Genomic DNA, 1563 nt, shown 5'->3' with positions numbered 1-1563 from the left:
GCAGGAATATTCGTAAGTAAGCTCAATGAATCAATTAATTATACGCGGAGTTAGCCAAAGTTATTTTATTTGCGTTCGTTTTAATTCAAACATAAAAGGTTCTTTTGATAGTTCAAAAACCTTAATTTTCTTAATATCACAGATTTTTATTATTTCCATTTTATCTTTTTTAGGTATATCAATACCTAGATTTATTTCTGAAATAAAGTCATTAGGATATTTTATCGTTCTTTCTTCTTTAGTAAATCCGTCAAGTTTGAGGTTTATTAATCTAAATTCCTCTTCATATTTCCATTCAATTGATTTGTATCCAAGTTGTAAAATAGAAGCTTCAATTGGGTCAATCTTTTTAAAGGATTTCTTAACGGGAATTTTTTAAAATAATTGACTTCAAATCCAGCTCCGAAAAGTTTAGATTCTCTCATTCTATCTTCGTTAAAGCCAACACTAAAACCTTTATGATTATTTCCATAATGCGACCACATTAATAATGAATTCCATTTCTTTGACAAAGAAAAAATTCCATAACAATTATCTGTTTGTTGGAAAAAATGATTTTCGTGATCAAGTTGAACTTGTTCAGGGTTGTCAAATCTTTTTTTAAAATTAGTATTAATTTTTTCAATATCACTTTTAGTTAACTTATTCAGTTTATCCTTGTGTTTAGACTCAATATATTCCATAAACTGGTCTATTTTTTCTTGAGTGTATAATAAGTGATAATTTTCAGGAATTCGACAATCAAACGGGTCATTAAAAGAACCTGGTGAAGCCATAAAGATTTCATTTTTCGTTAAAATCTTTTTATGATAATTATCTGACCAATTTCTATATTTATATAATATCATAGAAATCTATTTTATTCGCATTTGGGTTAATTTTGGCTAACGGTTTTGTGTATGGTTAGTTGCGTGTTTGAGCAACTAATTTAGTAAACAAAAACGAACGCGAGAAAATTCCGAAGGAATTTTCCAAATAGGCAACGACCAAAGCAATTAATTATACACGGTGTTGTAGCACGTTTTTATTTTTTGTTATTCCACTCGTCATTTTCTTTCAATATGCTTTTTTCGTCTTTAATTTCGAAACGGTATTTGTTCAGATTGTCAATCAGTAGGGTGAAATTGGAAGATTCCTCAATCTTATGTTTGAAAAAATCGGCATCTACAAACTGTGTTAAAATCTCATCATCCTTATCAATACAATTTTTAATTTTTGCTTTGAGGTCAGTCAGATTATAAGTTCCTATTTGTTTCCAATTCAGATTTACATCAAATGATGGGTTGTAAATTGTTTTCGGCAAGAATCTATTCCATTTAGTGTTTTTGAATTTATCAGTTTTTTGCTCCAAAGTCAATATTTTCATATCGCTAGAATACATTTCCGAATCATCATTTTCTTGTATCAAGCTGTATGCACTTGCTTTGTTAAAAAACTTAATGGTTTCATCATTGATAATTTCAATTCCTCTGTTTTTGTAGATACAAATTAGAGGAAGTTCAGGCTTTTCAGATATTTGATTAATGTTCGTCATTCAAATGTGCTGCCAACGTGTTTCTTTAG

General features: G+C 28.9%; 2 protein-coding genes. Both read right to left on the bottom strand.

The annotated features are described in order from the left end of the window. Positions 1-266 precede the first annotated feature (266 nt). A complete protein-coding gene (locus KO515_RS11435; RefSeq protein ID WP_215936482.1) occupies positions 267-848 on the bottom strand; it encodes a DUF2971 domain-containing protein in 582 nt (193 codons plus the stop codon). A 176-nt stretch (positions 849-1024) separates the two neighbouring features. Further along, positions 1025-1534 carry a hypothetical protein gene (locus KO515_RS11430; protein ID WP_215936481.1) on the bottom strand — a complete coding sequence of 170 codons (510 nt, stop codon included), beginning with the start codon at positions 1532-1534 and terminating at the stop codon, positions 1025-1027. Positions 1535-1563: the final 29 nt, after the last annotated feature.

The sequence above is a fragment of the Winogradskyella psychrotolerans genome (genome assembly GCF_018860545.1).
GTDB classification, from domain to species: domain Bacteria; phylum Bacteroidota; class Bacteroidia; order Flavobacteriales; family Flavobacteriaceae; genus Winogradskyella; species Winogradskyella psychrotolerans_A.
This window is presented reverse-complemented; position numbering and strand designations above follow the sequence as displayed.

Bases quoted from the DNA above. Each gene is read 5' to 3' on its own strand.
- KO515_RS11435 (WP_215936482.1), bottom strand. From the start codon at position 848: ATGATATTATATAAATATAGAAATTGGTCAGATAATTATCATAAAAAG.
- KO515_RS11430 (WP_215936481.1), bottom strand. From the start codon at position 1,534: ATGACGAACATTAATCAAATATCTGAAAAGCCTGAACTTCCTCTAATT.